The 25,659-nt window shown below is 74.2% G+C and carries 22 protein-coding genes; 7 read left to right on the forward strand and 15 right to left on the reverse strand.

The genetic code is table 11. The annotated features are described in order from the left end of the window. Nucleotides 1-803 precede the first annotated feature (803 nt). Nucleotides 804-1,172, forward strand: a complete 369-nt coding sequence (locus IF83_RS0100005; protein ID WP_107046671.1) for a peptidase inhibitor family I36 protein — start codon at nucleotides 804-806, stop codon at nucleotides 1,170-1,172. Nucleotides 1,173-1,469: 297 nt separating this feature from the next. Further along, nucleotides 1,470-2,936 (forward strand): glycoside hydrolase, encoded by a 1,467-nt coding sequence (locus IF83_RS0100010; RefSeq protein ID WP_030541872.1) that lies wholly within the window; start codon nucleotides 1,470-1,472, stop codon nucleotides 2,934-2,936. A gap of 87 nt (nucleotides 2,937-3,023) precedes the next feature. Here the strand turns inward: IF83_RS0100010 and IF83_RS0100015 are convergent, their stop codons facing one another. The 6 genes from IF83_RS0100015 to IF83_RS0100040 all read right to left on the reverse strand — a co-directional run bounded on the left by IF83_RS0100015 (nucleotide 3,024) and on the right by IF83_RS0100040 (nucleotide 9,400). Continuing rightward, a complete protein-coding gene (locus IF83_RS0100015; protein WP_030541873.1) occupies nucleotides 3,024-3,731 on the reverse strand; it encodes an AAA family ATPase in 708 nt (235 codons plus the stop codon). A gap of 149 nt (nucleotides 3,732-3,880) precedes the next feature. Next, the gene (locus IF83_RS30955) at nucleotides 3,881-4,657 is read right to left on the reverse strand and encodes an ANTAR domain-containing protein (RefSeq protein WP_158710955.1); all 777 of its coding nucleotides are present in this window, start codon (nucleotides 4,655-4,657) and stop codon (nucleotides 3,881-3,883) included. A gap of 26 nt (nucleotides 4,658-4,683) precedes the next feature. Continuing rightward, complete coding sequence (locus IF83_RS0100025) at nucleotides 4,684-6,324, reverse strand: MFS transporter (protein WP_078843028.1); 1,641 nt, start codon at nucleotides 6,322-6,324, stop codon at nucleotides 4,684-4,686. 107 nt (nucleotides 6,325-6,431) lie between these two features. Further along, a complete protein-coding gene (locus IF83_RS0100030) occupies nucleotides 6,432-7,790 on the reverse strand; it encodes an aldehyde dehydrogenase family protein (RefSeq protein ID WP_037678079.1) in 1,359 nt (452 codons plus the stop codon). Nucleotides 7,791-8,003: 213 nt separating this feature from the next. After that, nucleotides 8,004-8,702: a TetR/AcrR family transcriptional regulator gene (locus IF83_RS34420; protein WP_037678081.1), complete on the reverse strand. Its 699-nt coding sequence runs from the start codon at nucleotides 8,700-8,702 to the stop codon at nucleotides 8,004-8,006. 2 nt (nucleotides 8,703-8,704) lie between these two features. Next, complete coding sequence (locus IF83_RS0100040; RefSeq protein WP_030541878.1) at nucleotides 8,705-9,400, reverse strand: type 1 glutamine amidotransferase domain-containing protein; 696 nt, start codon at nucleotides 9,398-9,400, stop codon at nucleotides 8,705-8,707. A 180-nt stretch (nucleotides 9,401-9,580) separates the two neighbouring features. On the opposite strand from IF83_RS0100040, the gene IF83_RS0100045 reads away from it, so the two are divergent. Continuing rightward, on the forward strand, nucleotides 9,581-10,621 hold the full coding sequence (locus IF83_RS0100045; protein WP_078843074.1) for a LysR family transcriptional regulator: 1,041 nt from the start codon (nucleotides 9,581-9,583) through the stop codon (nucleotides 10,619-10,621). A 49-nt stretch (nucleotides 10,622-10,670) separates the two neighbouring features. Here IF83_RS0100045 and IF83_RS0100050 read toward each other — a convergent pair whose 3' ends face one another. The 4 genes from IF83_RS0100050 to IF83_RS0100065 form a co-directional block, all read right to left on the reverse strand. Beyond that, a complete protein-coding gene (locus tag IF83_RS0100050) occupies nucleotides 10,671-11,510 on the reverse strand; it encodes an alpha/beta fold hydrolase (protein WP_030541880.1) in 840 nt (279 codons plus the stop codon). Nucleotides 11,511-11,610: 100 nt separating this feature from the next. Further along, the gene (locus tag IF83_RS0100055) at nucleotides 11,611-13,272 is read right to left on the reverse strand and encodes a hypothetical protein (protein WP_030541881.1); all 1,662 of its coding nucleotides are present in this window, start codon (nucleotides 13,270-13,272) and stop codon (nucleotides 11,611-11,613) included. A gap of 436 nt (nucleotides 13,273-13,708) precedes the next feature. After that, nucleotides 13,709-14,158: a hypothetical protein gene (locus IF83_RS0100060; protein ID WP_347877086.1), complete on the reverse strand. Its 450-nt coding sequence runs from the start codon at nucleotides 14,156-14,158 to the stop codon at nucleotides 13,709-13,711. Between the two features lie 672 nt (nucleotides 14,159-14,830). Then, entirely contained in the window at nucleotides 14,831-15,109 is a 279-nt protein-coding gene (locus tag IF83_RS0100065; protein WP_030541883.1) for a hypothetical protein, read from the reverse strand. Nucleotides 15,110-15,251: 142 nt separating this feature from the next. Here IF83_RS0100065 and IF83_RS33535 point away from each other — a divergent pair, with 142 nt between their 5' ends. Both IF83_RS33535 and IF83_RS0100070 read left to right on the forward strand, forming a co-directional pair. Next, nucleotides 15,252-15,560, forward strand: coding sequence for a hypothetical protein (locus IF83_RS33535; protein WP_158710956.1), 309 nt, complete (start codon nucleotides 15,252-15,254; stop codon nucleotides 15,558-15,560). Nucleotides 15,561-15,611: 51 nt separating this feature from the next. Continuing rightward, on the forward strand, nucleotides 15,612-15,809 hold the full coding sequence (locus IF83_RS0100070) for a hypothetical protein (protein ID WP_030541884.1): 198 nt from the start codon (nucleotides 15,612-15,614) through the stop codon (nucleotides 15,807-15,809). Between the two features lie 182 nt (nucleotides 15,810-15,991). Here IF83_RS0100070 and IF83_RS0100075 read toward each other — a convergent pair whose 3' ends face one another. From IF83_RS0100075 to IF83_RS0100085, 3 genes are all read right to left on the reverse strand, one after another. Continuing rightward, nucleotides 15,992-16,438: a nuclear transport factor 2 family protein gene (locus IF83_RS0100075; RefSeq protein WP_030541885.1), complete on the reverse strand. Its 447-nt coding sequence runs from the start codon at nucleotides 16,436-16,438 to the stop codon at nucleotides 15,992-15,994. Between the two features lie 186 nt (nucleotides 16,439-16,624). Further along, nucleotides 16,625-17,158: a PadR family transcriptional regulator gene (locus IF83_RS0100080; RefSeq protein WP_030541886.1), complete on the reverse strand. Its 534-nt coding sequence runs from the start codon at nucleotides 17,156-17,158 to the stop codon at nucleotides 16,625-16,627. Between the two features lie 294 nt (nucleotides 17,159-17,452). Continuing rightward, nucleotides 17,453-19,474: an NADPH-dependent 2,4-dienoyl-CoA reductase gene (locus IF83_RS0100085; RefSeq protein WP_030541887.1), complete on the reverse strand. Its 2,022-nt coding sequence runs from the start codon at nucleotides 19,472-19,474 to the stop codon at nucleotides 17,453-17,455. A gap of 522 nt (nucleotides 19,475-19,996) precedes the next feature. Here IF83_RS0100085 and IF83_RS0100090 point away from each other — a divergent pair. Next, nucleotides 19,997-22,147 carry an ABC transporter ATP-binding protein gene (locus IF83_RS0100090; RefSeq protein ID WP_078843029.1) on the forward strand — a complete coding sequence of 717 codons (2,151 nt, stop codon included), beginning with the start codon at nucleotides 19,997-19,999 and terminating at the stop codon, nucleotides 22,145-22,147. A 141-nt stretch (nucleotides 22,148-22,288) separates the two neighbouring features. Here IF83_RS0100090 and IF83_RS0100095 read toward each other — a convergent pair whose 3' ends face one another. Then, a complete protein-coding gene (locus tag IF83_RS0100095; protein ID WP_078843075.1) occupies nucleotides 22,289-23,638 on the reverse strand; it encodes a hemolysin family protein in 1,350 nt (449 codons plus the stop codon). 120 nt (nucleotides 23,639-23,758) lie between these two features. After that, nucleotides 23,759-24,337: a helix-turn-helix domain-containing protein gene (locus IF83_RS0100100; RefSeq protein ID WP_030541890.1), complete on the reverse strand. Its 579-nt coding sequence runs from the start codon at nucleotides 24,335-24,337 to the stop codon at nucleotides 23,759-23,761. A gap of 79 nt (nucleotides 24,338-24,416) precedes the next feature. Here IF83_RS0100100 and IF83_RS0100105 point away from each other — a divergent pair, with 79 nt between their 5' ends. After that, nucleotides 24,417-25,514, forward strand: coding sequence for an alpha/beta fold hydrolase (locus IF83_RS0100105; RefSeq protein WP_030541891.1), 1,098 nt, complete (start codon nucleotides 24,417-24,419; stop codon nucleotides 25,512-25,514). Nucleotides 25,515-25,659 lie beyond the last annotated feature (145 nt).

A 25,659-nucleotide genomic window follows, 5' to 3' on the forward strand; every position in this document is an offset into this window, starting at 1 on the left:
GGCGCGCTCAACGTCGCACACAGGGCCGGGCTGGTCCTCTGTGACGGTGCATAGCCACCGCCACAGGAAGCCCGCGACTTCAGTCGTGGGTGGAGTCACGAATTCCCGTCCGCTTGGCCTGTGCCTTCGTTCCTGCCCGTCAGGACGAGCGACTCGGTGCGGCGGGTTCTGTTCTTCGCGGGTGGGACGGAGCACATCCGTGGGACCCCGGAGGCGGAACGGAGCCCGCCGTCCGGGCGTCCGGGGCCCGGGAGATCAGCGGTTCGCGGTGCCGGAGGACTCGGGAGACGGGGTGAAAACCCGGTCGCAGTGCGGCCAGTGGCGGAAGTCCCGGTGTGCTCGGCGGCGTTGTCCGGGGCTTCTTCGGTCCGGGGGACTGTGCCGGCCCGGGGGGCGCCTTCGGGCCGGGCGCCCCCCTCCGTCCCGCTCTTCGGGGAGGGCGTTGTTCCGCCGTCCGCCTCGGTGCCGTCGGCCGGTCCGGTGTCGCCGACGGGTCCGGTGTCGCCAACGGGTCCGGTGTCGCTCACCGGTGCGGTGCGTGTGCCTGCCTCGGCGGCGGCTCCGGCAGATCTGGCGTCTTCAGCGGAACCGGCCGCCCCCGCCCAATCCGTCGACTGGCGTCCCCGCTCCGCCGGTTGACGTGTGCTGGTCTGCCCCGCCGCCCTCAGTCGGACCGGCTCCCCCGCCGTCTCCCGCTCCCGCTCCCCCGCCGCGTCCCGTTCCCGGGCCGCGTCCGCCAGGGCCCAGAGGCGGTGCAGCGTGCGCAGCTCGTCCGGAGCCGCTCCGCAGGCGACGGCGAGCCGGTGGAGGCTTCCGTAGTCCTGCGGGACGGAGGTCCCCCGGCAGTAGCGGTGCAGGCCGCGCCCGCGGCCGTGGACTGCGCGACGGGCGACGTGTGCTTCTGGACCGGTTACGACTTCACCGGCAAGAAGTGCGCCTGGGACATCGCCGACCCCGACTGGCAGAACGGGGCCATCAAGTGCTCCTGGGCCGCCACCACCAACGTCGAGTCGGTGTGGAACGCCGGCACCGGCAGCTACTCGGGCGTGGCCTACTACAAGGGCGCCAACTACACCGACCGGGTCGGCTGCACCCGCAACCAGCACGGCGGCAATCTGGCCGGCACCTACAAGGTCCGCTCCCACAAGTGGATCACCAGTAGCTGCGGCTGACAGCTGCCCCGGATGACCCGCCCCCCGGGAGGGGCCGGACCCGACCCCACCGGGTCCGGCCCCGGCGGGCGCCGCGGCGGCGGCGCACGACGGGCGGCGGTGACGTGCGGGCGCGGGGGCCCGCACGCCGTCGCCGTCCGTGCGGGCTCCCGGCGCGCCCGTGCCGACCACGCGGCCGCGCCGGACCGCCCCCTCCCCGCTCTCCGTTGGCAGAAAGCGCTTCCCGCCCTCTCGACAACCCCTTCCCGCCCCACCAGGCTGCTACCCGGCCGGGGCGACGGACGAGAGGAGACGCCCGTGAGGCGCAGGACGTTACTGACGGCGGCCGGCGGGGTGCTGCTGGGCACCGCCGTGGCCCCGGGCACGGCGCGCGCCGACGCGACGGTGCGGGTGGAGCCGGGCACGGACTACGGGGCCTGGGAGGGCTGGGGCACCTCGCTCGCCTGGTGGGCGAACGTCTTCGGCGACCGGGACGACTTCGCCGACGCCTTCTTCACCCTGAACGATGTCCCGTACAACGGCCGTACGCTCCCCGGGCTGGGTCTGAACATCGCCCGCTACAACCTCGGCGCGTGCAGCTGGACCAGCGTGGACGGCGCGTCGATGGCCGTCTCGCCCAACATCCCCCGCTTCAAGCAGATCGAGGGTTTCTGGCAAGACTGGCGCGACGAGGACCCGGACTCCTCCGCCTGGAACTGGAACGCCGACGCCCGGCAGCGGGGCGCCCTGCTCCGCGCCCACCGGCGCGGCGCCCGGGCCGAGTTGTTCTCCAACTCCCCGATGTGGTGGATGTGCCTCAACCACAACCCGTCCGGCGCGGCCGACGGCGGCAACAACCTCCAGCCGTGGAATTACCGGCAGTTCGCCACCTATCTCGCGGTCACGGCGCGGCGGTCCCGCGACGCCTGGGGCGTGCCGTTCGTCTCCGTGGAGCCGTTCAACGAGCCGTCCTCTGACTGGTGGCGGGCGGACGGCCGGCAGGAGGGCTGCCACATCGACGCCGGGGTGCAGGCCACCGTGCTCGGCCATCTCCGGGCGGAACTCGACCGTCTGGGACTGTCCGGCACGCCGATCGCCGCGTCCGACGAGACGAGCTACGACCTGGCCCGCACCACCTGGGCGTCCTTCGACGCGGGGACCCGGGCGCTGGTCGACCGGGTCAACGTGCACGGCTACCAGGGGTCGGGCGGCCGCCGGGACCTGCTGCACCAGGAGGTCACCGGCGCAGGCAAGACCCTGTGGAACTCCGAGACCGGCCAGAACGACGCGACGGGCCTGTCGTTGGCCACCAACCTCTTCCTGGACTTCCGCTGGCTGCACCCCAGCGCGTGGGTCTACTGGCAGGTGATGGACCCCAGCCCCGGCTGGGCGATGATCGCGTACGACCCGGACACCCTGCGGCCCGGTGCCGTGCAGACCAAGTACTACGTGTTCGCGCAGTTCACCCGGCACATCCGGCCCGGGATGCGCGTTCTCGGCACGAGCGCGGGCAACAGCATCGCCGCGTACGACCCGGACGCCCGGCGGCTGGTCGTAGTGGCGGTCAACCCGGGCGAGGCCCAGACGCTGACCTTCGACCTCTCCGGCTTCGGGCGGGCGGCGGGCGGGCCGGACGGCCGGGTCACGCGCTGGTCCACGCACACCTCCGGTGGCGGCGACCTCTACGCCCGGCACACCGACACCCGTCTGACGGGCACGTCGGTGAGCGTGCCGTTCGCGGCGGGCCAGATCCAGACGCTGGAGATCAACGATGTGACGGAGTGAAGGAGCGGCGGGGCGGGCCCCGCGCATCCGGCGGACGGCCGTGGGCAGGGGGTAGCGGGCCGTGAGCCCGGGGCCGTGGCCCGCCCCTCAGTCGAGGATGTGCCGCAGATACGCGCGCGGGTCGTCGAGGTAGCGGCGCCAGTGGTCGACCAGGGCCAGATCGTTCCAGGACGTGCGGCGCATGCCGTGGTCGCCGACCTCGATGATGTCGGCGCCGGGCAGCGCGGTCAGCAGCGGGGAGTGGGTGGCGCAGACGACCTGGCCGCCGTTCTTCACCAACTGGTCGAGATGACCGAGGAGTTCGAGGCAGGAGGAGAAGGAGAGCGCAGCCTCCGGCTCGTCCATCACATACAGGCCGGGCTGGAGGAACTTCCCGCGGAACGCCGCGAGGAAGCCCTCGCCGTGGCTGACCGAGTCGGGGGCGAACCCTTCCCGGTCCAGCGCGTCGAGGGCCGTCTCGGCGCGCAGGAAGAAGCCCTTGCGGGCGGCCCAGTTGCCGAGCATGCGGCGTCCGCGCGGCGCCGCCTCGAAGCGGATCCGCTCGCCGAGGACGGACTTGCCGCGGTGGCTGGCGTAGCGCCAGTCGTGCGAGCCGCCGTAGGGGTCCAGCCCGAAGGCTTCGGCGAGGGCCTCGACCAGGGTGGACTTGCCCGAGCCGTTCTCGCCGACGAGGAAGGTCACCGGCGCCGTGAAACGCAGCCCGTCCGCCAGGAGGCCGCGCACACAGGGCACGGACCAGGGCCACTCCCCCTCGTCGTGCGACTCCACATGTGCGTACGCGCGTTCGACGATCACGGGCCGAGTCTCGCACAGGGCGGGTTCCTCCGACGCGCGCGGCGCGGCCGGCGGCGGCTCCCCGCGCGGGCACGGGGCCGCGGACGGGCGGGCACGGGGACCGGGTCCGGCAGGCACGGGGACCCGGCCCGGGCGGGCGGGCCGTCCCGTTACCGGGGATCCGGCAGCAGCGGCCCCGGCGGGGCGGTCGCCGCGAGGCGCACGAGGGCGCCGGCGATGTCGCGGAGCTTCATGTTGGTGCGCTGGGAGAGGTTGACCAGCAGCTGGAAGGCGTCCTCGGGACCGCAGCGGCGCTCGGCCTGGACGATGCCGATGGCCTGGTCGATCACGGCGCGCGAGCGCAGCGCCCGCTGGAGCTGGGCGATCTCCTCCTCCAGTTCCCGCCGGCGTCTGGTGTCGTCGGCTGCCTGCTCGACGTGCTCCGCGTAGCGACGCTGGGCGACCACGGAGTGGGTGCGGGGGGTGGGGGTGTCGGCCTGTTCATAGGCCGATTCGACCCGCCGCAGGTCCTCGTGGAAGGCGGTGACGTCCTCGACGTGGTGCAGGATCGCGGTGATCTCGCCGCCGGGGCCGGTGACCGGGCTGTTGACGGGGCTCCAGTACATGTCACGGAAGCCGCGCGGGCTGTCCCGGAAGGGGATGGGGTACTTCTGGACCTTCATGGTGTCCACGCCCCCGGTTCGCAGGACGCGCCCCAGCGAGGCGCTGAGCTTCGCCACCCCGTCCGCCTCGGGGTCGTGGGGGTCGTCGGGGAACGCGTCGAACATGTGCTGCCCGAGCAGTTCCTCCCGCTCCCTGAAGGTCGCCGACGCGTAGGCGCGGTTGACGTCGCTGATCACCAGATCGGTGGTGAGGACGAGCAGGGGCGCGGTCGTGGCGTGGAAGACAGCCTCGAAGTCGCTGGGGGACGCGTCGCGCGGTGCCATGCCCAGAACGTAACCCGTCTCGTGCATCACAATCTTCCCAGGAGCCCGGGGAGGACCACGTCGCCGGCGTCGTCCGCGGCCCGCCGGTCCGACGCCTGCCGGTCCGCGGCCTGCCGGTCCGCGGCCGGTCCCGCCTCCAGGACGACTCGGGCCGGCGGCCGGTCGAGGTTCAGGCCGGCCAGGGCGACGAGCACGACGAGGGCGAAGGCGGCACCACCCAAACCGAAGCTCAGCGTGTACTGGATCTCGGCGGGCAGGGCGGGGGCCCCCGGCGGCAGGTCGGGCAGCGTATTGGCGGCGAGGAGCGTGGTGATGACGGCGCTCGCCACGGAGCTGCCCACCGACCGGGAGATGGAGTTGATGCCATTGGCGATACCGCTCTGGTGCGCCGGTACGCCGGCGACGATGAAGGCGGGCAGGGTGGCGAATCCGAACGCCACGGCGACGCCGGTCAGGACACCCCCGGTGACGACCGCCGCGGGCGCGCTGTGGGCGAGGGCGAGCAGGGCGAAGCCGGTGACTCCCGCGCAGGCTCCGGCGGCCAGGGTGATCCGGGCGCCGATCCTGCGGACCAGCGCCCCGCCGAGCTGGGCCGCCACGAGTGAGGCCATGGCCCCCGGCAGCAGGTAGAGGACGGAGGCCCGCAGCACGGAGGCGCCGAAGCCGTACCCGGCGAGCTCCCGGGGCGTCTGCACCAGGTAGGAGATGCCGATGAACTGGGTGAACATGCCGAAGCCGAGCAGCACTCCGGCGATGTTGGTGAAGAGCACGGGCCGCAGCACGAACATCCGCATGTCCACCATCGGTTCGCGCACCCGGCGCTCCACCAGCACCCACGCGGCCGTCGCCACCGCCGCGCCCGCGAGGCAGCCGAGCACCGGGGGCGAGCCCCAGCCCCAGCCGTTGCCCTGGGACACCGGCAGCAGGAAGAGCACCAGGGCCGTGGCGAGGAGGGCCGCGCCCGCCCAGTCCGTGCGGCCGCCCGCGGGCTCCGGGGACGGCGGCACGGCCAGGGCCACGGCCGCCAGCGCGACGGCCGACAGCACCGCGGCGAGCCAGAAGACGCGGTCGTAGCCGGCCTCCGGGCCCCGCGTGAGCAGTCCCGCGCCGACCAGCGCGAACCCGCTGCCGAACGCCAGGGTTCCGCTGACGAGCCCCATGGCGCCGGGCAACCGGTCGGCCGGCAGCTCGTCGCGCAGGACGGAGAGCGCGAGGGGAAAGATCGCGGTGGAGGCTCCCTGCATCACGCGGGCGGTGATGAGCAGGGGGAGCGAGCTGGCCGTGGCCGCGAGGACGGAACCGGCGACGGTCAGCGCCAGGACACCGAGCAGCACGGGCCGTTTGCCGCGCTGGTCGCCGAGCCGTCCCAGCAGCGGGGTGAACACGGCGGCGGAGAGCAGGGTCGCGGTGATCAGCCAGCTCGCTCCGGAGGAGGTGAGGGACAGCTCCTCCCGGATGACGGGCAGGATCGGCACGACCAGGGTCTGCATCATGGAGACGACCATGGCGGCCGACCCGAGCGCCAGGACGAGAACGGGACCGGGGACGGAGCCGGGGGCGGGCCCGGCGACACGGCCGGCGACGCGGACGCGGCCGGGGTCGGAGCCGCGGCTCCGGGACGGGGACAGGACGCCCCGGGGCCGTCGCGTGCGGTGGGCTGGTGGCATGTCGGTGTCGGTGCTTTCTGGGCGTTCGGGCCCCGGCCGGGGCCGGGCCGGATCCGCCCGTACCGGGCGGCACGGCGGGAGGGCGCCGGCCGGACCGGTCGGGGGACTCAGGAGAGCGGCACGTCCAGGACAGCCTTGTGGTGGCTGAACGTGGCGAGCGAGTAGCGGCCGTGGTAGCTGCCCGTGCCGCTGGGGCCGACGCCGCCGAACGGCAGCTCGGGGACGGCGAGGTGGTAGATGGGCAGGCCGAAGTTGAGTGCCCCGGAGGAGGTCTCGGCGGCCAGCCGCTCCCGCGTGGCGTCGTTGTCCGTGAAGGCGTACAGGGCGAGCGGCTTGTCGCGCTCGTTGATGAACGCGATCGCCTCGTCGAGTCCGTCCACGGTGACGATGGGCAGCACGGGGCCGAAGATCTCCTCGCGCATCACCGGCGCGTCCGGCTCCACGTCGGCCAGCACCGTGGGGGCGATGTACCGGTCGCCGCGGTCGTGGCTGCCGCCGGTCACCGTCCGCCCCGAGTCCAGGAGCGCCGCCACGCGGTCGAAGTGGCGCTCGTTGACGATGCGCCCGTACGCGTCGGAGGACTGCGGGTCGGGGCCGAAGAGCTGCTCGATGACGGCCGTGAGGGCCGTTTCGAGGGCGCGGGCGGTGTCCGGGTCGGTGAGGACGTAGTCCGGGGCGACGCAGGTCTGCCCGGCGTTGGCGAACTTGGTCGCCGCGAGACGGGCGGCCGTCGTGGCCAGGTCGGCGTCGCGGTCGACGAACGCGGGTGATTTGCCGCCGAGTTCGAGGGTCACCGGGGTGAGGTGCTCGGCGGCCGCCTTCATGACGATGCGGCCGACCGTGCCGTTGCCGGTGTAGAAGACGTGGTCGAAGGGCTGGGCCAGCAGGGCGGTGGTCTCCGGGACAGCGCCCTCCACCACGGCGACGGCGTCTTCGTCCAGATATTCCGGCAGCAGCCGGGCCATCAGTGCCGAGGTGGCCGGGGACAGCTCGCTCGGCTTGGCCACCACCGCGTTGCCCGCGGCCAGTGCGCCCGCGACCGGTACCAGCAGCAGGTTGACGGGGTAGTTCCAGGCGGATATGACCAGGGCCACGCCCAGGGGGTCGTACTGGGTGCGGGCCGTGGTGCCCTCGGGGAAGGCGGCCTCGGGGACGCCCGCGGGCCGCGGGCGCAGCCACTCCTCCAGGTGCTCCAGGTAGTGGTCGATCTCGGTGACGGTGGCCGCGATCTCCATGGAGTCGGATTCGGCGCGGCTCTTGCGGAGGTCCGTGTGGAGGGCGGCGGCGATGGCGTCGCCGTTCTCGGTCAGCAGCGCGCGCAGCCGGGAGAGCTGTTCCTTGCGCCAGGCGAGCGGCTTGGTGCGCCCGCTGCGGAAGGTGGCGCGCAAGCGGCCGGTGAGGGCCGCCGCGTGCTCGGTGGTGAATCCGGTGCCGGTGCCCTGGCGGGTGGTCGGGGTCGCTGTCACGGTCGTGTCCCGTTCTGTTCGAGGGGTGGTCGGGAGGGCTGCGGGGCCCGCCCGCGGCCGGCGGCTGTCCGGCGGGGCGCGGAGGGCCGGATGAGGGGTCCGGCTGTGCCGGACGAGGGCGGAGGCAGGAGGGTGGGACGGGGAGGCGGAACAGGGAAACCGGGCGGGGAACAGCCGGGCGGACGGGGCTGGTTCACCGCCGGGGCACGCGGATCAAGGGGCGGCGCGCGCTTCGCCGAGCAGTCCCGCGAGGAGCGCGTCCACCGCCGGGCGGAGGAGCTGTTCGCCGCCGGGTACGGACTCCAGGCCGAGCACGAGGGCGATGCAGATGTCGGCCGCCTCGGCGGGACCGACCGCCCCGACGGAACCGGCCGCCCCGGCGCCGCCCGGCCACCGGGGGTCCGGCTCTCCGGCGCCTGCCCGGCGGGTGTCCGCCGCCGGGCGGGCCGGCCCGGCCGCGTCCCGCTCCGCCGGGTTCGCGTCCCCGAGGCACGCGTCCACGAGGCCCGCCCCGGTGAAGACGCCGATCAGCAGCGTGCGCAGGCCGGCGGTGAACCCGTGGCAGATGTCGCCGAACAACCGGGCCTTCTCGTCGAGGAGTTCGGCGGTGTGCGGCGAGTCCCCGGCCAGTTCCAGGACCAGCCCGAGCTTGGCCTCCAGGACGCCCCGGACCCGGGTCGCGGGCGGGGCGTCGGCCGACGCGGCCCGCCGGGCCCGCTCCAGCGCCCGCGTGTGCAGACGCTCGGCGAGCCGGCGGACCGCGTCGTCCTTGCCGCGGACGTACTGGTAGACCGCCGACCGGGACACGCCCATCGCGCCGGCGATGTCGTCCACCGTGGTGCGCCGTACGCCGTACCGGGTGAGGCAGTCGTACGTGGCGTCCAGGACCTCCGTGAGCCGGTCGCCGCCCATGGTCAGTCCAGGGCCTTGACCAGCTCGGCCGCGAGCGGGCCGGAGGAAGCCGGGTTCTGGCCGGTGTACAGGTTGCGGTCGACGACGACGTTCGCGGACCAGGGCTCGGCCTCGGCGTACTCCGTGCCCATCGCGACGAGACGGTCCTGGAGCAGCCACTTCGCCCGGTCCGCCAGGCCCGCCTGCTGCTCCTCGGCGTTGCTGAAGCCGGTGAGCCGGTAGCCCGCGAACGGCGAGCCGCCGTCCGCGCCGACGGTGGCCAGCAGCGCGGCGGGGGCGTGGCAGACCACGCCCAGGGGGCGGCCCGACTCCAGGGTCCGGGTCAGCACGGCGGCGGAGTCGGCGTTGACGGCCAGGTCCTCCATGGGGCCGTGGCCGCCGGGGTAGAAGACGGCGTCGTAGCCGGCCGGGTCCACGTCCTCCAGCTCGACGGGCCGCCGCAGTTCGTCGATCGAGGACAGCCTCTTCGCCATCGTGTCGGCGCCTTCCGGGCCGCCGTTGACCTCCGGCGCGAGGCTCGCCTTGTCGACCACCGGCACGACGCCGCCGGGGGTGGCGACCACGATCTCGTGGCCCGCGGCGGTGAACACCTCGTAGGGGGCCACGGCCTCCTCGGCCCAGAAGCCGGTCGGGTGCCGGGTGCCGTCGGCCAGCGTCCAGTAGTCGACGCCGGTCATCACGAACAGGATCTTTGCCATGGTGGTGCTCTCTTTCCGGGTTCCGGTTCCGGTCCGGGGTCTACCGCGGTTCCGTTTCCGGGTTGGGGTCGTTCCGGTGTTCTCGGGTGACGGTCTGACGTTCTGGACTCAGAGCGTCAGCTCACCGGCACCCCCGACCGTAGGGTGCCTCCGCTTCGGCGGGCCAATAGAATGGGCAAGATGAGAAATAGGGAATCCAATGGGTCACGGGACGGGTCGCGGGGAACGCGGTCCGAGCCCTCGCGGGACTCCCCGGCGGCCTCGCGGGTCCCGCCGGCGCCGCCGCCGGGACCGTCCGGCCCCCGTCAGGCACCACCCGCGCCCCTCAACCTCTCCCTTCTCCGCACCTTCCTGGCCGTCCACCGGACCGGCTCGTACACGGCTGCCGCGCCCCTGCTCGGCCTGTCCCAGCCGACCGTGACCACACAGATCCGCGCGCTGGAGCGGCACCTCGGGCGCCAGCTCTTCGAGCGGCAGTCGCGCGGGGTGGCGTCCACGCCCTTCGCCGACGAGCTGGCGGACCGGGTCGCCGGCCCGATCGACGCCCTGTCCGCCGTCACCGACCGCGGACGGCTCGACGGCGACGACGCCGCCGCGCCGGTGCACCTCGCCGGGCCGGCCGACTTCCTCAGCTCCTGCGCCCTGCGCGTCCTCGCGCCGCTGGTCGCGCGCGGGGTGCGGCTCCGGGTCACCACGGGGCTCTCCGACGACCTGCTGGAGGGACTCCGCACCGGCCGCCACGACCTGGTGGTCTCCGCCCGCCGGCCGCGCGGCCGCACCCTGGAGTCCGTACCGCTGGCGGACGAGGAGTTCGTCCTGGTCGCCTCGCCCGCGTGGGCCGAGCGGATCGGCCCGGACCGGGTCGCCGCCGAGGGCCCGTCCGCCCTGTGCGGGGTGCCGCTGGTGACGTACGCGGAGGATCTGCCCATAGCCCGCCGCTACTGGCGCCATGTCTTCGGCCGGCGCCTGACCGGGCAGGCCGCGCTGACCATGCCGGATCTGCGGGGTGTCCTGACGGCGGTCGCCGCCGGGGCCGGCGTCACCGTCCTGCCGAGCTACCTCTGCCGGGCCGAACTCGCCTCGGGCGCCCTGGTCCCGCTGCTCAGCCCGGAGGACCCGCCCATCAATACGGCCTATCTCGTGCAGCGCCCCGGCACCGCGGACAACCCGCACGTGGGGCTGGTCCGCGACCACCTGCTGAGCGAGTCCCGCACCTGGTGACCCGGCGGGCGGCCGGGCCGGTGCCGGTGCCGGCGGTGTCCGGGGGAGGTCAGTCACCGGGGTGCGCCCGCAGGTGCTCCAGCAGCAGACGGTTGAGCACGCCGGGGACCTCCTCCGGCACCCAGTGGCCGACGCCCGGGAGACGCTCGAAGCGGTAGGGCCCCTTGACGCGGCTCCCGGTCTCCTCGGCGGCGGCCGGGCCGAAGGCCGTGTCCTCCGTGCCCCAGACGTACAGCACGGGCACGCCGGTGGCGCCGATCGTGCGGCCGGGGCGGCCGCCCCGGTACCAGTTCAGCGCCCCGGTCAGGGCGCCCGGCCGCGACAGGTGCCGCACGTAGTCCTCGACCCTGTCCGCCGGGACCGCGTCGCCGTAGAGGGCACGCAGTTCGCGGGCGCCGTCCGCGAGCATGCGCCGCTCGGTCGCCGGGTCCCGCCACTCGAGCATGTACCGCGAGCGCTCCCGCTGGTCCGGGTCGGTGCGGAGGGTGCTCGCCAGGGCGCCGGGGTGCGGGGTGGACACGACCGCCAGGGTGCGCAGCCGGTCCGGGTGGGTGTCGGCGGTCCACCAGGCCACCGCGCCGCCCCAGTCGTGGCCGACGAGGTCGAAGACGGGCCAGCCGAGTTCACCGGTGATCGCGATCACGTCGGCGACGAGGGCGTCCATGCCGTACTCGGCCGGGTCCTCCGGGCGGGCCCCCGGCGAGTACCCGCGCTGGTCGGGCGCCACCACCCGGAACCCCTGGGCCGCCAGCGCGTCGATCTGCCGCTCCCAGACGAGCCCGGCCTGCGGAAAGCCGTGCAGCAGCAGGACGGGACGGCCGTCCTCGGGCCCCGCGGTGATCGCGTCGAAGACTCCGCGGGAGGTCTGGATCCTCACCTGACCGGCCATGCGCCGCCACCCCTTCATACCGACTGGTCGGTTCAGCCTTTGGCAGAGGAGGGGATCTGTCAAGCGAGCTGCGCACACGCACCCACGGTTCCGCAGGCACTCAACTCTGGGAGGCCGGCTTGTACTGCGCCCAGGATCTGTTGAAGGTGCTGTTCGAGAGATTCAGCGCTCTTCTGAGTGATTCGTTCGTGTAGCCCAACTCTTCCTTGAGGGCGAAGATCCTCCGCCATTGTTCCCCGGGGATTTTCGAGGCGGTGCCCCGGGCCTGGCTCTGGAGAGCCTCCCAGACCGCTTCCCCGACGATGTCCTTGATCCTGGTTTTGTGCGCTTCGGTGAATTCGGCGCTGGTCTCTCCGGCTGCGTAACGCTTGCTCTTTCCCTCTGTCTTCTGTTTCTTCGCGGTGTCCGCCGGTTTTTTCCAGGTGTCCGGGATGGCGCTGCCGTCGGCGCTCCGCAGCGGCAGGTGGTTCAGGTCTTCGGACTCGTATCCGCTCGACTCGGTCTCGAACGTGCGCGTTTCCGCCCCGCCGACAACCGATACGTGGCCCTCGCTGCTCTTCAGCTTGTCGAGGATCTGCGCGTGCCAGGCGTCATCGGACCTGTCCGTCGGTTCGTGGTCCATCTCCATCGCGTCGGGGTGCTCCCACGGCCGGCCCAGGGAGTACGCCTCGATGGCGCGCAGCGCGTTCTTGAAGTAAGCGCCCGGGTTCCGGTTGACGGCGAGACCGCCCGCGAACATGTTGTCGCTCACGTGCCGCAACAGGGCGCCACAGGCCAGACAGGGACGCTTGGTGCCGCGGATCAGGAAGTTGTCCGACGTGATGTCCTCCGGCGAGATGCGGGCCGCTTTGAGCGCGGCGATCAGCTTCTGTTCGGCGTGAATCGTCACGCTCTCGCCGGCCGCGACCTCGTTGGCGGTCTTGATGAGGATGATGACGTTCTTGTACTCGTCGCTGGTGAGGAGGTGCCGCAGCCCTTCGTTCACCTCGGTGCTCGCGAGATCCACCACCACGGTGGTCAACCGCTCCGTGGCCTCCTCGCCCGCCGGCGGACGCGTGGCGCCCACCAGGGCGTCACCCGTGGCGTTGCGCGTGGGTCGGGCCGCCCCGCTCGCGCTCGCCCGTTCGTCGTCCGCCTGGTACCCCTCGTCGTCGGGGGAGGGCTTGAGGACGCGGCCGATTCCCGCTCTGGCCGCCCGGCGCCGGTTGTTGATCAGCGCGGCTTCCTTGTGGCCGCTGGCCGCGCGGCCGACGAGGGGGGTCTCCATGCCGAGCATGTCCGTGAACGACGCGGAGTTCTGCTGGTGCAGCGCCTCCAGGAGGTCTATGGATTCATTGATGTTCGAACTCAGGACGATGCGGTCGTTGATGAGCATCCCCTGGATCTCCGATTCGGCAGGGGGCTTCCGGTCGGCCGGTGCGACCGCCTTGAGGTGCTGGACACAGGCGAGCAGACGGATCGCGATGTGCCGCATCGTCTGCACCGCCCGTTCCTCCGCGAAGCTGCGGGCCTCGCGCCGGACCTTTCCCTCCGCCGAGAGCGCGCCGAGCTGATCGGCGCCGGAGCCGGTGAACCGGTCCGCGTGTTCCGGCGTGGCCTCCCACGCGGTGACCAGCTCGTTGTGCGGCAGTACCCGCTTCCTCTTGCCGGCTCTCGCGTTCTCCGGAGTCTCCTCGTCGCCGGCGCGCTGGACCACGGGGACGGAGACGGGCCCCGCCGGCAGTCTGTTGGCCAGGGCCCCGTGGGCGGCGGAGCGTTGCACGGGGGTTTCCCCGGCCTGTCCCGCCCGGTGACCACAGCCCGCGTCGTGCTGATGCCGTTCCCGGCCCGGTGGTTGGGCATGAGGATGGCCGGCGCGTTGCAGCATGTGCGCGACGGCGGCGTTCCCGGCGGTCCCCTGGAGTGCGTCCAGCCCGGCCCGGCCCGTCGGGGCGGGCGTCCTGGGGACGGGCGCTTGTCTCCTGCCGGCGTCGGTGGCCCGGTCAGAGGCACGCTCGTACACCACCGCAACGCCTTTCTGCGAACATCGTTTGGTCGAACCTCGCCCACACCACCGTGCCCGGCAAGGCCACTGAGGGCAGCCTTTCGGGCAAGACCCTCACCCCGTCCTCGATCAGCCCCACCGCCCACCTCCGCCCCGTCCGCCCGGGCTGCCCGAGCGGCGTGTGCGACGTCGACGGGCCCGGGAACGCGCCCGGCTACGCCACGTTCCCGAGGGCCGGGGCGGCGGCGACGCGCGGCAGGGCCGTGACGGCCACGGGGCGGGCCAGGAGCGAGTAGGACCCCGTGTGGTCGGCGGCGGTGAGGCGGAACGGCAGGCCCTCGGCGAGCCGTTGGGCGGCGGCCTGCTGCTCCAGCTCGTCGGCGGCCCAGCGGCGCAGTTCCGCGGGCGCGTCGGCGTAGCGCTCGGGGACGGGGCACAGGACGCCCTCCCCGGCCCAGGGCTCCGCCGGGTCCGGGTCGAGACCGTCGGCGATCCGGTGCGCCTGGGCGCGCAGCCAGCGGAGGGCGAGGCGGCGGGTGGGCGCCGCGTAGCCGCCGAGCCGGACGGCGACGGTGCGGCCGTTCACCGGGCCCTCGGCGGCGGCCTCCGACCAGTAGACGCAGGCCGCCGACGCGCCCGGCCGGGGCCCGCCGTCCACTGCCACCCCGTGCGGCGCGACGGTCAGCGCGCGGCGCCGCGCGGGCGCCCCCGGCCGCTTCCCGTCCGCCGGGGCGGCGGGCGGACGCACCCCCAAGTGCCGTACGGGGGGCGGGAGTCGGGCGGGACACGGGGGGAGGCGGAGGTCGTTGGTCACGTCCCCGAACCCTGCCGCTCCGGCCTCGTGTTGACCAGAGGTCACGCACCGCCACCCGAGGACTGTACGGGCGCGGCACCCTCCGGTACGCGCCGTACGGAGGACCGGTGGGCGAGGGAGCGGCGCACGCGCGCACCCGTGCCCCGGCCCGTGCGCCGGTGCGTCCGCTCCCCCGCGGCCGCGCCGCCCTGCCTCCGGGGACACCCGCGGGCCGGTGCGCCCGCGCGTCGGTGCGTCCGGGCACCGGTGCACCCGGGCGAGGCGGCCCGGCGCGCCGCGGCCCCGGCGGTCCGGCGTGTGTCCGCGGTGGCTTCGCGCCGGCGGGTCCGCACGCCGGTCCCGCACCCACCACAGCCCGGTCCTGCCGCCGCCCGGCGCCCGGAGGAGCCGCGCACCGGTGCGTCCGCGCACCGGTGGGTCCGCGCGCCGGTGTGGCGTGACCGCGTGACGGCGAACCGCAGGATCTCAGCTCGCCGCAGCCGGTGAGCCGGCTCCCGGCCTTCCCCGCTCCTCCCGTTCCGGTCAGCCGTCCCGCTGCTGTCGGCAGTCCGCGGGCATCGTCCGCGGGGCGCCGGTGGGCAGCAACGCCCGCTCGGCCGTGGTGAAGTCCCTTCCCACCACCGCACACAGCCGCCCGGCCACCCGGTCTCCGCGCAGGTCCAGTTCCCGGTACCAGAAGTCGCCCGCGCTGATCACCCGGTGCCCGGTCAGCCGGGTGTCCAGAGGCTTGGCGAGGGGGACCTCGGCGACGACGGCCCCGCCGTTCTTCAGGTCCCGGAGCCGCAGGTCGGCCCCGCTCACCAGGGTGACTGGGAGGCCGCCGGGCCCGTGGCCGGGGCGAGAAGCGCCGCCGGTTCCTCCGCCGCGCGCAGCCGGGCCACCTCGCCCGACCGGCGGGCGGACCGGCGGCGTCGGTCTCCATCTGGAGCAAGCAGGTGCCCTGTTGAGCGTGCAGGGTGCCGGCGTCCCAGACGCCGTGCTCCGCGTCCTGGGGGTGGCCGAGCACCCGGAAGCCGTGGCCCCAGACCTGGGTGCCGTCCACGAGCGGGACGGGACGGGTACCGGGCACGGGCCGCTCCAGCCGCAGCAGGGCCACGTCGCCGCGCTCGTCCTCGTCGATCCGCTGCCAGGAGACGACGCGGGCCGGGGCGGCGGGGACGGCCCCGTCAACTGCTGTACGGTTCAACGGCATTGCCATCCCTCACGGCCTCCGGCGCTGCGCCGGACACCTAGCGGGGAACCGTCCCGGTGACGACCACGCCGGGATGCCGCGGCGTCGGCCGCCAACAGAAGGGGGACGGACATGGCCGTACTCGCCCTGTCCGGGATCATCGCGCTCGTCGCCGGAGCGTGCGCCTGCGTGGTGTGGGCGGCGCGGGGCGGCCCGCGCTGGGTGCGCGTGATCGCCGGAGTGACCTTGGCGGTGGCTGAGGTGGTGAGCATGCTGGCGCGTTCCGGCCGAGGGTCGAGCGCGGGGCGGGGCGGAGGCTCGGACGACTGACGCGGGGTGGTGCGGCGTGTGGTGCCGGACCCGGTCCGTCTCAACGTCCTCGCGGCGGAGGACCATTGAACAGCGCGCCGCCCGCACGGGCAGCGCGTGCTCGCTGCCTGTCGGCTGCTCACGACCGCGGGGGCCTGGCACGCGCGCCCGAGCCGCCGGCACAACCGCCGGCGTGGGCGGGGTCAGGTGCCCGGTGCGGGCGCCGGGACGAGGCCGTCCTCCACCAGGCCGGTCAGGACCGCCTGGCCGAGGGTGACGACGGCCGAGTGCGGGCGGACCATGACCGTGAGCTCCGTGATCAGGCCGTTCTCGTCGAAGGAGAAGAGGTCCATGCCGTGGATCTCCTTGCCGTCCACGGTCGCGCGGAAGATCAGCACGGCGGAGTCGGCGTCCTCGCCGGTGGCGCCGCGCTCGGCGGTGCCGGTGAACTCGCCGACGTAGCGGAAGTCCTCGAAGACGCGCATCAGCACGCCCAGCACGCCCATGATCATGGGCCGGCCCTCGAACGGGCGGAACTTCACCGGGCTGTAGAGGCGGGCGTCAGGCGTGAAGAGTTCCTCCAGGGTGGCGAGGTCCCGCTGCTCCGCGGCCGCACGGAAACGCTTCTGGGTCTGGGTCCGGGTGGACATGGCTGCTCCTCATTCCTCTCGCGATGCGCGCCGCCGCCCCGTTGGCGGCCGGCGTCGTCCCGGGCGGCGGCACGCGTGTGACGCCTCCGGGGAGCGTGTGGGTGGTGTCCCCCGGCGGCATCTCCGGCGCGAGCGCGAGGTGCGTGCGGTGCGAGCGTCGCGTCCTCGTCGCTCCGCCGGTGGTGCTCAGCTCGCGCGGAGGCCCGTCAGGGCCTTGGTCAGCCAGCCGATCCAGAAGGTCTCCTGGTCGATGCCCGCTTGGAGGACGAGGTGCCGCAGCCGGTCCGGTTCGTTCCCCGGTGTCTCGCCGAAGTCGCGGCGCTCGATCTCCTCGTACTCCGCCAACTGCCCCCGGTGCAGCTCCAGATGGCGTTCCAGTTCGGCTTCCAGGCCGGTCGTGCCCACCACGGCGGCCGCACGCAGGCGCAGCAGCAGCGGGTCGCGTGCCTGCTTGGGTTCCTCCCGGCGGGCCACCCAGCCGGTGAGCTCGGCGCGGCCGGCGGGCAGCACCTCGTACTCCTTGCGCTTGCCCTGCGCGGGGCGGTCGGAGGGCAGGGCCCGGATCAGGGCCTTCTCCTCCAGGCGTCCCAGCTCGCGGTAGATCTGCTGGTGCGTCGCCGACCAGAAGTAGCCGATGGACTTGTCGAAGCGGCGGGCCAGCTCCAGGCCCGAGGACGGCTTCTCCAGCAGGGCGGTGAGGATCGCGTGCGGCAGGGACATACGGGCATCCTAGGGACGGCCTCCCGGGCGGGGCCCCGGCCGGCCCGCGGCCCCGTCGGCGGCTCACCGGCCGGTACAGGGCTCCCGGGCTCCCGGCGGCACAGGTCGGGGACCCAACGACACCGGCCGAGGGACCGGCGGCACCGAACGCGAACCTGGCGGAACCGGCCGAGGGACCGGTGGCACCGGCCGCAGCCCTGGCAGCACAGACCGCCGCCCCGGCGGCACGGGCCCGGAGCCGGGCCTCGCCCCCGGGCCGGGGGCGCGGACCCCGGCCCCCGGCCCGCCGCCGGTTCACAGCTCGGCCGCGAGTTCCGTGCCCTGGAGGATCGCCCGCTTGGCGTCGAGTTCGGCGGCGACGTCCGCGCCGCCGATGAGGTGCACCGGGCGGCCCGCGGCGCGCAGCGCCTCGTACAGCTCGCGGTTCGGCTCCTGTCCCGCGCACAGCACCACCGTGTCGACGGGGACGACGCTCGCGGTGCCGTCGACGGTGATGTGCAGGCCCTCGTCGTCGATGCGGTCGTACGTGGCGCCCGCCACCGTCGTCACGCCGCGGTGCTTGAGCTCGGCGCGGTGGATCCAGCCGGTCGTGGTGCCGAGGGTGGCGCCGACCTTGCCGGTCTTGCGCTGGAGCAGATGCACGGTCCGCGGCGGCTGCGGGCGCTCGGGGGTGCCGAGGCCGCCCGGCTCGCGGTAGTCGGTGTCGACGCCCCACTGGCGGAAGTAGGCGTCCGGGTCGAGGCTCGTCTTCTCGCCGCCGTCGGTGAGGTACTCGGCGACGTCGAAGCCGATGCCACCGGCGCCGATGACCGCCACCCGGTCGCCGACGGGCGCGTTGTCGCGGAGCACGTCGAGGTAGCTGACGACCTTGGGGTGGCCGATGCCCGGGATGTCCGGGGTGCGGGGGGTGACGCCGGTGGCGACGACGATCTCGTCGTACTCCGCGAGGGCCGGATCCCCGGCCTCGATCCGGGCGCCGAGCCGGACGTCCACGCCGTGCTCCTCCAGCTGGACGCGGAAGTAGCGCAGGGTCTCGTCGAACTCCTCCTTGCCGGGGATCCGGCGGGCCAGGTTGAGCTGGCCGCCGATCTCGCCGGCCGCGTCGTAGAGGGTGACGGCGTGGCCGCGCTCGGCGGCCGTCACGGCCAGCGCGAGGCCCGCCGGTCCCGCGCCGATCACCGCCACGCGCTTGCTCACCCGGGTGGGGCCGAGCACGAGTTCGGTCTCGTGGCAGGCGCGCGGGTTCACCAGGCAGGAGGTGATCTTGAGGCTGAAGGTGTGGTCGAGGCAGGCCTGGTTGCAGCCGATGCAGGTGTTGATCGTCTCGGGGCGGCCCGCGCGGGCCTTGGCCACGAAGTCCGGGTCGGCGAGGAACGGCCGGGCCAGCGACACCATGTCGGCGCGGCCCTCGGCCAGGATGCGCTCGCCGACCTCGGGGGTGTTGATGCGGTTGCTCGTGACGAGCGGTACGGAGACCGCGCCCATCACCTTCCGCGTGACCCAGCTGAACGCGCCGCGCGGCACGGAGGTGGCGATGGTGGGGACGCGGGCCTCGTGCCAGCCGATGCCGGTGTTGATGATCGTCGCGCCCGCCGCCTCGACCTCCCGGGCGAGGGTGATCACCTCGTCCAGTGTGGAGCCGCCGGGGACGAGGTCGAGCATGGAGAGCCGGTAGATCAGGATGAACTCGGGCCCGACGCGCTCGCGGACCCGGCGGACGATCTCGACGGGGAACCGCATCCGGTTCTCGTACGAGCCGCCCCAGCGGTCGGTGCGGTGGTTGGTCGCCGAGACGATGAACTCGTTGATCAGGTAGCCCTCGGAGCCCATGATCTCGACGCCGTCGTAGCCGGCCGACTGCGCCAGCGCGGCGGCGCGGACGAAGGACTCGATGGTCTCCTCGATCTCGTCCTCGGTGAGGGCGCGCGGGACATTGGCGTTGATGGGGGCGCGGATGGCGCTGGGCGCGACCAGGTCCTGGTGGTAGGCGTACCGGCCGAAGTGGAGGATCTGCATCGCGATCCGGCCGCCCTCGCGGTGCACGGCCTCGGTCACGACCCGGTGCTGCTCGGCCTCCGCCTCCGTGGTGAGCTTGGCGCCGCCCTCGTACGGCCGGCCGCGGTCGTCCGGGGAGATGCCGCCGGTGACGATGAGCCCGACACCGCCGCGCGCCCGCGCCGCGTAGAAGGCGGCCATGCGCTCGAAGCCGCGCTCGGCCTCTTCGAGCCCGACGTGCATCGAGCCCATCAGCACACGGTTGGGCAGGGTGGTGAAGCCCAGGTCGAGCGGGCTCAGCAGGTGGGGGTACGCGGTCATCCGTCGTCTCCTCGCGGGCGGGTCGTATGTCCTTTGTAGAGGAGCCCAGGGGCGTTGTGCAACTAGTTGCACAAGAGGTCTCCGTCACGCCGGCGGGGCTCGTGCCCCGCGCCCGGTGCGGCGGGCTCGCCCGGTGTCATCGCCGTCCGGGAGTTCTTCGCGGACACCGGCGGACCACCGCCGGGCGGGCCGGGGGACGAGAACGCCGGCCAGTGACCGGGGGCACGGCTCCTGGCGGCGCCGGGGAGCGCGCGGTCCGGGGAGCGCGCGGTGTGCGCGCCGCGCGCCCGTCCGCCGGTGACCGCCGCGATCCGCCGGAATCCACCCTGTCCGGCCCGTTACGCGGCAGTGCTTCCCGCCGTTGAACCGAGCATCCGTTTGATTGCCCGTCCGCCGCCGGCCGGCGCGCCCGGGGCCGTCACCTCCGTCTTTCCACCGCTCGCGGACGGTTCGGCGGTGCGGCGCCCGGGTCGAGCGCCGCCGCAGCGGACGGGGCGGGACCGACCATGCGAGGGGGAAGCGATGAAGGGTTCGGCGACGGCCGGTTCGCCGGAGCACCACGGCCGGCGGGACGGGGCCCGGGACGGCGATCGGGACGGGGCCCGAAAGGATCGACACGACGGCGCGCCGGACAGCGGGGACGACGGCGCGCCGGACGGGAGCAGCCCGGACCCGAGCAGCCCGGACGGCGCCGCCGGGGCCGCGGGCGGCGGACCCGTGTCGGAGAGCGAGCAGCTGCTGTTCGGCGGGCGGCTGGTGTACGACACGAGCTGGGCCTCGTACGAGGAGACCCGCTACGCCCTCACGCTCCGCACGATGGCGGCCACGCTCCCCCGGCTGATGGGGATGGCCGTGCGGCTCTCCTGGCAGGCCGGGCGGGGCGCCACGGCGGCGGTCGCGCTCGCCGAGATCGGGCGGGGGGTGGCGCAGGCCGTGGGCCTGCTCGGGGTGAACGCGCTGCTCGCGGTGCTGCTCGGGCCGGGCTCTCTCGACGGCCGGCTCCGGGAGTCCCTGCCCGTCGTCCTCTTCGTCGCGGGCGCCGCCGCGGTGGGGGCGCTGTGCTCGGCCGCGTCGATCCGGTTCACCGGGCCGCTGGAGCCCCGGGTGGAGCGGCTGGCTCGGGAGATGTACCTGGAGCGGGCCTACCGGGTCGAGATGGCGGCCATGGAGGACGAGGAGTTCCACCGGCTGCTGCAGTCCGCCCAGTTCGGCGCGGACTCGGCGCGGCGGATGGTCGGTCACTGCGTGGCCGTCATCTCCGGTCTGCTGTCGCTCGTCGCGGCGGCCGGGGTGCTGACCGTCCTGCATCCGGTGCTGCTGCCGATGCTGGTGGTGATGGTGGTGCCGAGCGCCTGGGCGTCGCTGACGGTGGCGCGCCGCCGGTACCGGTCGTTCCACCGCTGGCTCCAGCACGTCCGGGCCTCGTCGATGCTCTCCCAGCTGCTGACGGACACGGACGCGGCGGCGGAGATCCGGGTGCACGGCGCGGGCCCGTTCATCCTGGAGCACTTCCGGGGCATGTCGCGGGCGGCGGAGGAGGAGCAGACCCGGCTGGCCCGGCTGGCCGCCCGCACGGGTCTGCTGGCCTCGGCCCTCACCGGGCTGGTCACCCTCGCCACGTATCTGCTGCTCGGCGCGCTGCTGTGGACCGGCGCCATGGCCCTGGCCGGCGCCGGGGCCGCCGTCATGGCGATCCGCACCGGTACCGGCGCCCTCGACGGGCTGATCCGGCGCGTCAACTACCTGCACGAGGAGTCGATGCACGTCGCCGATCTGAACCGGCTGCTGAAGGAGTCCGCCGACCGGCAGATCCCCGCCGGCGGCCGGCAACTGCCCGCCGGGGTGAAGGAGATCCGGCTGGAGGACGTCTCCTTCGCCTATCCGGGCTGTGAGGACACCCCCGTGCTGCGCGAGGTGAGTCTGGCCGTCCCGCTGGGCGGCGTGGTCGCCCTGGTCGGCGAGAACGGCTCCGGCAAGTCCACCCTGGTGAAGCTGCTCTGCGGGCTGTACGCGCCGCAGCGGGGGCGCATCCTGTGGGACGGCGTGGACGCGGCCGAGGCCGACCGGCAGGCGGTCTTCGAGCGGTTCGCCGTGGTCGCCCAGGACCACTACCGCTGGCCGATGACCGCCCGCGTCAACGTGGCCATCTCCGACACCTCGGTGCCGCTCTGCGAACGGCGGCTGGCCGAGGCGGCCGAGCACGCCGGGGTCGACTTCGTCGGCGAACTCCCCCGCGGCTGGAACACCCTGCTCTCCCGCACCTTCAAGGGCGGCCACCAGCTCTCCGGCGGCCAGTGGCAGCGGCTGGGCATCGCCCGCGCCCGCTACCGGGACGGCGAGATCCTCGTCGTGGACGAACCCACGGCCGCCCTGGACGCCAAGGCCGAGGAGCGGGTCTTCCGGCAGATCCGCCAACTCGCCGACGCGGGGCAGACCATCGTGCTCATCACCCACCGCATGGCCTCGGTCCGCCATGCCGACCTCGTCCACGTCCTCCACGAGGGCCGTCTGGTCGAATCCGGGGCCCCGGCCGAACTGCTGACCCGGCCCGGCGGCCACTTCCGCGAGCTGTACGAACTGCAGGCCGCCGCGTTTCTGCGGGAGCAGCCGCCGTCCGGCAGCGGTGCGCCGGACGGCATCCCGCACCAGCAGGACGGCGCCGCCCGGGGCTGATCCGCGTCCGCCCCGCCGTCCGGCCGCAGCCTGGCGGGGCCGGCGACACCGGGGCGGACGATGCCGGGACGGACGATGCCGGGACGCGGGGTCAGCCGGGCGCCGGCCGCGGGCAAGCGGGTCCGGTGGCGGCGGCTCCCCTCACGCCCCGCTCCCGGCCTCGCCCCCGCCGGTCCGGCCGCCGCCCTCCCCGCCGCCGCCCTCCCCGCCGCCGGCGGTCCGGGGGCGGAGCCGGACGCCGGTGACGGCGTGGTGGTCCACCTCGGTGACCTCGACCTCCCAGGCGCCCAGGGCAATCCGCTCCCCCGGCGTCTCCGGGATGCGGCCGAGCCGGTCCAGGACGAGACCGGCGATCGTGGTGAACCGCCCGCGTGCCGCCGTGCCGCCCACCTCGACCCCGATGTCGGGCAGGTCGTGGACGGGGAAGGACCCCGGCAGGAGCAGGGAGCCGTCCCGCTGCGGCCGCACGGACAGCACGTCGCGGTCCGTCTCGTCGTAGATCTCCCCGACGATCTCCTCCAGCAGGTCCTCGATGGTGACGATGCCCTCGACCGACCCGTACTCGTCGACGACCAGGGCGAACTGCTGGCGGTCCGCCCGGAAACGCCGCAGCGCCTCGGACACCTTCGTGAAGTCGGAGAACACCACGGCCGGCCGTGCCACCTCGGTCACGGGGACGGCGTCATCACTCGTCGTCAGGTCCCGCAGCCGCACCACACCGACCACGTCCTCGAAGTGCCCGGCACGGACCACCGGCGCCCGGGAGTGTCCGGCGCCCGCCAGCTCGGCGCGCGCCTCTCCCGCGGGCAGCGACGCGGCGATCGTGAACACCGAACGGCGCGGCACCAGCACGTCCCGCAGGATGCGCTCGTGGAGTTCCAGCGCGTTGGCGAGGATCCTGCGCTGCTGGGCCGTCAGCCCGCGCTGGCCGACCACCATGTCCTTGAGCTCCTCCGGAGTCGGGGGTTCCTGCCCCGCCCGCGGATCCCCGCCGAGCAGCCGGACGAGGGCGTTGGTGGACCGGCCCAGGGCCCAGATCACGGGCCGTGACGCGGTGGAGAGCACCGTCAGAGGGGTGGCGGCCAGCAGCGCCCACCGCTCGGCGAACTGCATGGCCAGCCGCTTCGGCGCCAGCTCTCCCGCCACCAGCGTCACGAACGTCAGCACCAGCGTCACCAGGGCGATCGCCACCGGTTCGGCCGCGGATCCGAGGAACGCGAGCCGGGGCGCGACCGGTTCGGCCAGGGACACCGCCGCCGTCGCCGACGCGAGGAACCCGGCCAGGGTGATGCCGACCTGGATCGTGGCCAGATACCGGTTCGGGTCCTCGGCCAGCCGCACCAGCCGCGCCGCGTTCGCACCGTCACCGCGCCGCAGACGCCGGAGCCGGCTCTCCCGCAGCGAGATGAGGGCGATCTCACTGCCCGCGAAGAGGGCGTTCAGCACGATCAGCGCCGCGACCAGCGCCAGTTCCCATCCATAGCCGTCCATGACGGCCACCCTGCCACGCCCCGGGCGCCGGACAGCGGTCTCCTCCGCCGCCCTCCCCCCGCGCCGCCCGGCACTCCGTCGTCCGGAGCAGGGCGCGCGGATCGCGCCGAGTGCGGGCGGTCACGCGCCGGACGGGGCGACGTGGGCGCGCTCCCCCTGCGGGCCGAAGAGGGTGAGCAGTTCCGCGGGTTCGCTGCCGGCGCTGCCGACCCAGTGCGGCAGGCGGGTGTCGAACTCCGCGGCCTCCCCCGGGCCGAGCCGGAGATCCTGCTCGCCGAGTACGAACCGGACCTGCCCGGCCAGGACGTAGAACCACTCGTAGCCCTCGTGGGTCTGCGGCTTCATGGTCGGTGCCCGGCCCGCGGGCGGATGGATCACCTTGTACGCCTGGATACCCCCGGCCCGCCGGGTCAGCGGCACCACGATCAGCCCGGAACGCCGCACCGGCCGCAGATGGATGCGCGGGTCGCCGGTCGGCGGCGCCGCGACGAGATCGTCGAGCGGGACGCCGTGCGCCCGGGCCAGGGGCAGCAACTGCTCCAGCGTGGGCCGGAGTCTGCCGTTCTCGAGCCGGGACAGCGTGCTCGGCGTCAGGCCGGTCTCGGTGGCCAGGTCCTTCAGCGTCGCACCCCGCGCCCGGCGCAGCGCGCGCAGCCGCGGCCCGACTCCCGCCAGGACGTCCTCTCCGGTTCCGCTCATCCCCCCATCGTGCGGATCCGCAACTTTCCTTGCAAGCCCGGAATGAGGACGGCGATGCTGCCGACGGAGGTGACGCCCCATGACAACCAACGTCACAACGGCTCAGGAGAGCGGAACACCCCGTGGCCGGACAGCCGCCGTCCGCAGGCCCGGCGCACGGTGGACACGGAGCGCGGTACTGGCCGTGGCCGCGCTCGTCCTGACGTCCGCGTGCGCGACGAGCCCCGGCCGGGCGCTGGACGAGGCCCCCCGCCGGGCGGCCGCCGAAGCCGTCGCCCCGGCCTTCGACTCCGCCACCCGCGACGACGCCGCGTTCAACCGCCGGTTCCGTCATGAGTTCGCCGAGGTCGACGGCGTGCGCATGCACTACGTCACCGGCGGGACCGGCGAGCCGCTCGTCCTGCTGCACGGCTGGCCGCAGTCCTGGTACGCATGGCGCGGGATCATGCCGGAACTCGCCGAGCGGTACACGGTGTACGCGCTGGACCTGCCGGGGCTCGGTGACAGCAGGGGAGCGCCGTCGGGCTACGACAAGGCCACCCTCGCCCGCTACGTGCACGGCCTGCTCGCCGGGAAGCTGGGCCTGCGCGGCATCAACCTCGTCGGGCACGACCTCGGCGCCGGCGTCGGCTTCCAGTACGCCGCGCGGTACCCGGACGAGGTCGCCCGGTACGCCCACCTCGACTACCCCCTCCCGGGCCCCGGGCTCAGCGCCGAGCGGTACCGGTCGCTGAGCTGGCACATGGCCTTCCACGACCAGGACGGGTTCCCCGAGACGCTCGTGGCCGACGACGTGCGGGAATACCTCGCGCTGTTCTTCCCGTACGTGGCCCACGGCGGGACGAGCTTCGGCGGCCCCGGCGCGAAGTCCCCGTACACCGACGAGCAGATCGACGAATTCGCCCGCACCTACCGCCGGAAGCAGGTCCTCACCGGCGGATTCGAGCTGTACCGGACGCTGGACCGGGACGAGCGCGACAACACCGCCGCCGAGCCGGTCACCGTGCCCGCGATGCTCATGACCGCCAAAGGCATGCTCCCGTTCACCCGGTCCACGGCCGAACCCCGCATGTCCCGCATCACGCGGGCCGTCGAGGTGCCCAAGGCGGGCCACTGGCTGCCGGAGGAGAACCCGGCGTTCGTCACCGCCGAACTGCTCGCCTTCTTCGACGACTGAGCGGCCCGGTGACGGGTGACCGGTGACCGGTGATGGAACCGCCGCCAGGGCCCCCGCCGGGCAACGGCAACCTGTCGGCGCGGCGGGCCCGGACCCCGGCACACACCGATCCACGAACCCCGGCGCGCACCTGCCCACGTCCCGG

This window comes from Streptomyces albus subsp. albus (assembly GCF_000719865.1).
In the GTDB taxonomy this organism is placed as follows: Bacteria; Actinomycetota; Actinomycetes; order Streptomycetales; family Streptomycetaceae; genus Streptomyces; species Streptomyces albus_E.